This is a genomic window from Piscinibacter sp. (genome assembly GCF_050175855.1).
Lineage (GTDB): Bacteria > Pseudomonadota > Gammaproteobacteria > Burkholderiales > Burkholderiaceae_C > Piscinibacter.
In genome coordinates, this window is the sequence record NZ_JBFXIO010000393.1 from 1 (window position 1) to 4,641 (window position 4,641).

Annotated in this window: 5 protein-coding genes; 4 read left to right on the forward strand and 1 reads right to left on the reverse strand. The window is 70.2% G+C overall.

Annotated features, from left to right (window positions below):
• Both AB7U92_RS22255 and rpoS read left to right on the forward strand, forming a co-directional pair.
• Window positions 1-708: peptidoglycan DD-metalloendopeptidase family protein (locus AB7U92_RS22255; protein ID WP_428582201.1), on the forward strand; the 708-nt coding region annotated here is incomplete at its 5' end.
• Window positions 709-733: 25 nt separating this feature from the next.
• Window positions 734-1,774 carry an RNA polymerase sigma factor RpoS gene (gene rpoS / locus AB7U92_RS22260; protein ID WP_428582203.1) on the forward strand — a complete coding sequence of 347 codons (1,041 nt, stop codon included), beginning with the start codon at window positions 734-736 and terminating at the stop codon, window positions 1,772-1,774.
• A 4-nt stretch (window positions 1,775-1,778) separates the two neighbouring features.
• On the opposite strand, the gene AB7U92_RS22265 is transcribed toward rpoS, so the two are convergent.
• Entirely contained in the window at window positions 1,779-2,927 is a 1,149-nt protein-coding gene (locus AB7U92_RS22265) for an iron-containing alcohol dehydrogenase (RefSeq protein WP_428582205.1), read from the reverse strand.
• A 99-nt stretch (window positions 2,928-3,026) separates the two neighbouring features.
• Between AB7U92_RS22265 and AB7U92_RS22270 the strand changes: the two genes are divergently transcribed.
• Both AB7U92_RS22270 and AB7U92_RS22275 read left to right on the forward strand, forming a co-directional pair.
• Window positions 3,027-3,938, forward strand: a complete 912-nt coding sequence (locus tag AB7U92_RS22270; RefSeq protein ID WP_428582209.1) for an alpha/beta hydrolase — start codon at window positions 3,027-3,029, stop codon at window positions 3,936-3,938.
• Window positions 3,935-4,641: YbgC/FadM family acyl-CoA thioesterase (locus AB7U92_RS22275; protein WP_428582207.1), on the forward strand; the 707-nt coding region annotated here is incomplete at its 3' end. The genes AB7U92_RS22270 and AB7U92_RS22275, both read left to right, overlap by 4 nt.

Sequence of the window (4,641 nt, forward strand, 5' to 3'; positions counted from 1 at the left end):
GGCTACTACACGGTGAAGCCCGGCGACACGATGATCCGCATCGGGCTGGAGAGCGGCCAGAACTGGAAAGACCTGGTCAAGTGGAACGACCTCGAGAACGCCAACGTGATCGAGGTCGGGCAGGTGCTGCGCGTGGTGCCGCCAGGGGAGAACGCCTCCGGGGTCTCGACCCGTCCGGTCACCATCGCCAAGGCGGAGACACGCCCGCTCGACGCGAAGCCGGCGCCGTCGGCCGCCAGCGCCAACGCGACGTCTGCACCGGTGACGACGCCGGCTGCGCCGCCGCCGGTGGCGCCGGTCGCCACCGTCACCGCGCCGGCTGCGCCGCGCACCGGCGACGACGACGTCAACTGGATGTGGCCGGCCGCCGGCCCGGTCAACAGCGTGTTCGAGGAAGGCAAGAGCAAGGGCCTGGGCATCGCCGGCAAGCTCGGTGACCCGGTGCTCGCGGCGGCCGATGGCAAGGTGGTGTATGCCGGTTCCGGCCTGCGCGGCTACGGCAACCTGGTGATCCTCAAGCACAACGCCACCTACCTCACGGCCTACGCGCACAACCAGACGCTGCTGGTCAAGGAAGACCAGGCCGTCAAGCGCGGCCAGAAGATCGCCGAGATGGGCAACACCGACTCCGATCGCGTGCTGCTGCACTTCGAGATCCGCCGGCAAGGCAAGCCGGTCGATCCGGCCAAGCTGCTGCCGCCGCGCTGACGGCGAACCACGGAAGGCCCCGCCGATGCCCAGGAAGCGCACATCGCCATCCGGGGCATCGATCAACCCGCCGCCGCCGATCAACGGCCACGCGCTGAGCGATGGTGACGGCTTCGCTCCCGAAGTCAGCGGCCCTGACGGACATGACGGGCATGACGACGCTGCTGTCGAGGTGCGTCCCATCGAGATACCTGCCGGCGACGGGGAAGTCGGCAACACGCTGCAGACCTACCTGCGCGAGATCCGCCGCGCCCCGCTGCTGACGCCGCAGCAGGAGTACGACACCGCCGTTCGTGCCCGGCAGGGCGACTTCGAGGCGCGCCAGGCGATGATCGAGCACAACCTGCGCCTGGTGGTCAGCATCGCGAAGAACTACCTCGGCCGCGGGCTGCCGATGCCCGACCTGATCGAGGAGGGCAACCTCGGGCTGATGCACGCCATCGGCAAGTTCGAGCCGGAGCGCGGCTTCCGCTTCTCGACCTACGCCTCGTGGTGGATCCGCCAGAGCATCGAGCGCGCGATCATGCACCAGGCCCGGCTGGTGCGGCTGCCGGTGCACGTGGTGCGCGAGCTCAACCAGGTGCTCAAGGCGCGGCGCCTGCTCGAATCGCAGGCGCCCGCAGGCAGCGATGGCGAGCGGCCGGTTCGTGTCGAGGACGTGGCGGCGCTGCTCGGCCGGCCGGTGCAGGAGGTGAGCGAACTGCTGCGTTTCGCCGAGCAGCCCACCTCGCTGGATGCACCGATCGATCGCAACCCGACCGAGGGCGGCTCCGAGTCGTTGCTCGACAGCGTGGCCGACGACGGCGCCACCGATCCGATGAGCCTGACGCTGTCCAACGAGGTCGAGCGGCTGCTCGAGCACGGTCTGGAGGAACTCAACGAGCGCGAGCGCGAGGTGCTTGCCGGCCGCTACGGCCTGCGCGACCGCGAGCCGGAGACGCTGGAAGTGCTGGCCGAGCGCCTCGGTCTGACGCGCGAACGCATCCGGCAGATCCAGCAAGAGGCGCTGGTCAAGCTGAAGCGGCGCATGCTGCGCCACGGCATCGATCGCGACTCGGTCTTCTAGCAGGCTACAGCGAGGCCTCGAGCATCTGCCGGTAGTCGTCGCGCGTGGCGATGCGCGGATTGGTCTTGTGGCAGTGATCGGCCATGGCGCCGTCGATGACGCGCTCGAAGAGTTCCGGGCCGACGCCCATCGCCCGCAGGCCGCTCGGCAAGCCCAGGCGTGCGTTCATGTCGCCGATCGCCTCGGCGATCTCGGTACCGGCCGCATCGCAGGAGCCGATGCCCATGGCATGCGCCAGACGGGCCAGGCGGCGCTCGCGCACCATCGATTCGGCACTGGCGTTGAAACGCACCACCGCCGGCAGGAATACGGCGTTGAGCGTGCCGTGATGCAGCTTCGGGTTCACGCCGCCGAGGCTGTGGCTGAGGCTGTGCACGCAGCCCAGGCCCTTCTGGAAGGCCATGGCACCCTGCATGCTGGCGCTCATCATCTGCCAGCGGGCGTCTCGGTCCGCGCCGTTGCGCGTGGCCCGCTCGATGTGTGCCCAGCCGCGCTCCAGCCCGTCGAGGCCAATGCCGTCGGCTGGCGGGTTGACCGCCGGCGCCATGAAGGTCTCCAGGCAGTGTGCGATGGCGTCCATGCCGGTGGCCGCGGTCAGCAGCGGCGGCAGGCCCAGTGTCAGCTCGGGGTCGCAGATGGCCGCCTTGGGCACCAGGTGCCAGCTGTGGAAGCCCAGCTTGCGGCCGTCGTCGACGATCACGATCGCGCCGCGAGCGACCTCGCTGCCCGTGCCTGCGGTGGTGGGCACGGCGATCAGCGGCGACACGCGCTCGCTGATCTTCGGGCTGCCGCCTTCGATGGTGGCGTAGGTCTTCAGCGGGCCGTCGTGCGTGGCCGCGATCGCGACGCCCTTGGCCAGGTCGATGCTCGATCCGCCGCCGACCGCGATCAGCCCGTCGCAGCCCTGCGCGCGAAAGACCTGCACGGCGGCGCGCACCGCGGCCTCGGTGGGGTTGGAGGGTGTCTGGTCGAACACCGCGCAGGGCACGGCGCCGAGGGCCGCGAGGGCCTTGTCGAGCACGCCCGCAGCGCGCACGCCGGTGTCGGTGACGACCAGCGGCTTGCGCATGCCGATGCGCTCGCACTCCTGGGGCAGCAGCGACACGGCGCCGAAGTCGATCTGGATCTGGGTGATGTAGTTGATGAAGGCCATGGCCGCGAGTGTAGGCAGCACACAGGCCCGCGCAAGCGGGCGCACCCGCGTGTGGCAGACTGCCGCGCTCCGATGAGCACCCGACTCCTCTCGCCGCGCATGGCCAGCGTGCTGGACCGCATCCAGCGCGCCCGCCGTCCCCCCTTCCACACCATGACGCCGCAGCAGGCGCGTGTCGCCTATGCGACGGCCGCGGAGGTGCTCGACCTGCCTCGCGCCGCGATGCACGAGGTCGAAGACCTGCAGGTGCCCGGCGGCGACGGCACGCCGCTGGCGGCGCGGCGCTACCGGCCCACGCCAGATGCACGCGGCACGCTGCTGTATCTCCATGGCGGCGGCTTCACGATCGGCGGCCTCGAGACGCACGACAGCCTGTGCCGCCAGCTGGCGCTGCTCGCCGATGCGCAGATGCTCGCGCTCGACTACCGGCTGGCGCCGGAACACCGTTTCCCCACGGCGGTGGACGACACCTGGGCAGCACTGCGCTGGCTGCATGAAGCGGGCCGGCAGCAGGGTTTCGACCCGCAGCGCATCGCCGTGGGCGGAGACAGCGCCGGCGGCACGCTGGCCGCGGTGGCCGCCATCCACGCCCGCGACCACGGCCTGGCGCTGCGTGCCCAGGTGCTGATCACGCCGGGCACCACTGCGCATGCCGACACCGCCTCGCACCGACTGTTCGCCAACGGCTTCCTGCTCGATGCGACGACGATCGAGTGGTTCTTCGAGCAATACATCGAGCGTTCGCAGCGCAGCGACTGGCGCTTCGCGCCGCTGAATGCCGACGATCTCGAGGGCGTGGCGCCGGCACTAGTGCTGCTGGCCGAGTGCGACCCGCTGGTGGACGAGGGCATCGCCTATGCCGACCGTCTGCGCGCCGCGGGCGTGGAAGTCGGCATGGACCTGGTGCGCGGCATGACCCATGATTTCATCAAGATGGGCCGCGTGCTCGACGAGGCCCGCCAGGCGCAGGCCTGGCTGGGCGCCGAACTGAAGAAGGCTTTCGAACCATGAAGAGAAGCGAGTTCCGGTTCTTCGACCGGCTGCGCGTGCGCTGGGCGGAGATCGATGCGCAGAAGATCGTCTTCAACGCGCACTACCTGATGTACTTCGACACTGCCGTGGCCGGCTACTGGCGCAGCATGGCGCTGCCGTACGCCGAGACCATGGAGTCGCTCGGCGGCGACCTCTACGTGCGCAAGGCCACGGTGGAGTACCACGGCTCCGCGCGCTACGACGACCGGCTCGACGTCGGCATGCGCTGCGCGCGCGTCGGCAATTCGTCGATCCAGTTCCTCGGCGCGGTGTTCTGCGGCGACGATCTGCTGGTCGACGGCGAACTGATCTACGTCTTCGCCGACCCGCACACCCAGACCTCACGCCCGGTGCCCGAGGGGCTGCGCGGCGTGTTGCAGGGCTTCGAGGCCGGCGAGGACATGGTCGAGGCGCGCGTCGGCGACTGGGCCACGCTCGGTACGCACGCCAGCGCCATCCGCACCGAGGTATTCGTCGAGGAGCAGCGCATTCCTGCCGAGATGGAGTGGGATGCCGCCGACGCCGCCTGCATCCACGCCGTGGCCTACAACCGCTTCGGCCTGCCGGTGGCCACCGGCAGGCTGCTGCAGCATGTGCCGGGCGTGGCCAAGATCGGGCGGATGGCGGTGATCCAGGCCGTGCGCGGAAGCGGCGTGGGCCGCGCGGTGCTGGAAGCCCTGAT

What these genes read in the sequence shown, in the direction of transcription:
- rpoS (WP_428582203.1), top strand. Translation starts at nt 734, where the DNA reads ATGCCCAGGAAGCGCACATCGCCATCCGGGGCATCGATCAACCCGCCG.
- AB7U92_RS22265 (WP_428582205.1), bottom strand. Translation starts at nt 2,927, where the DNA reads ATGGCCTTCATCAACTACATCACCCAGATCCAGATCGACTTCGGCGCC.
- AB7U92_RS22270 (WP_428582209.1), top strand. Translation starts at nt 3,027, where the DNA reads ATGGCCAGCGTGCTGGACCGCATCCAGCGCGCCCGCCGTCCCCCCTTC.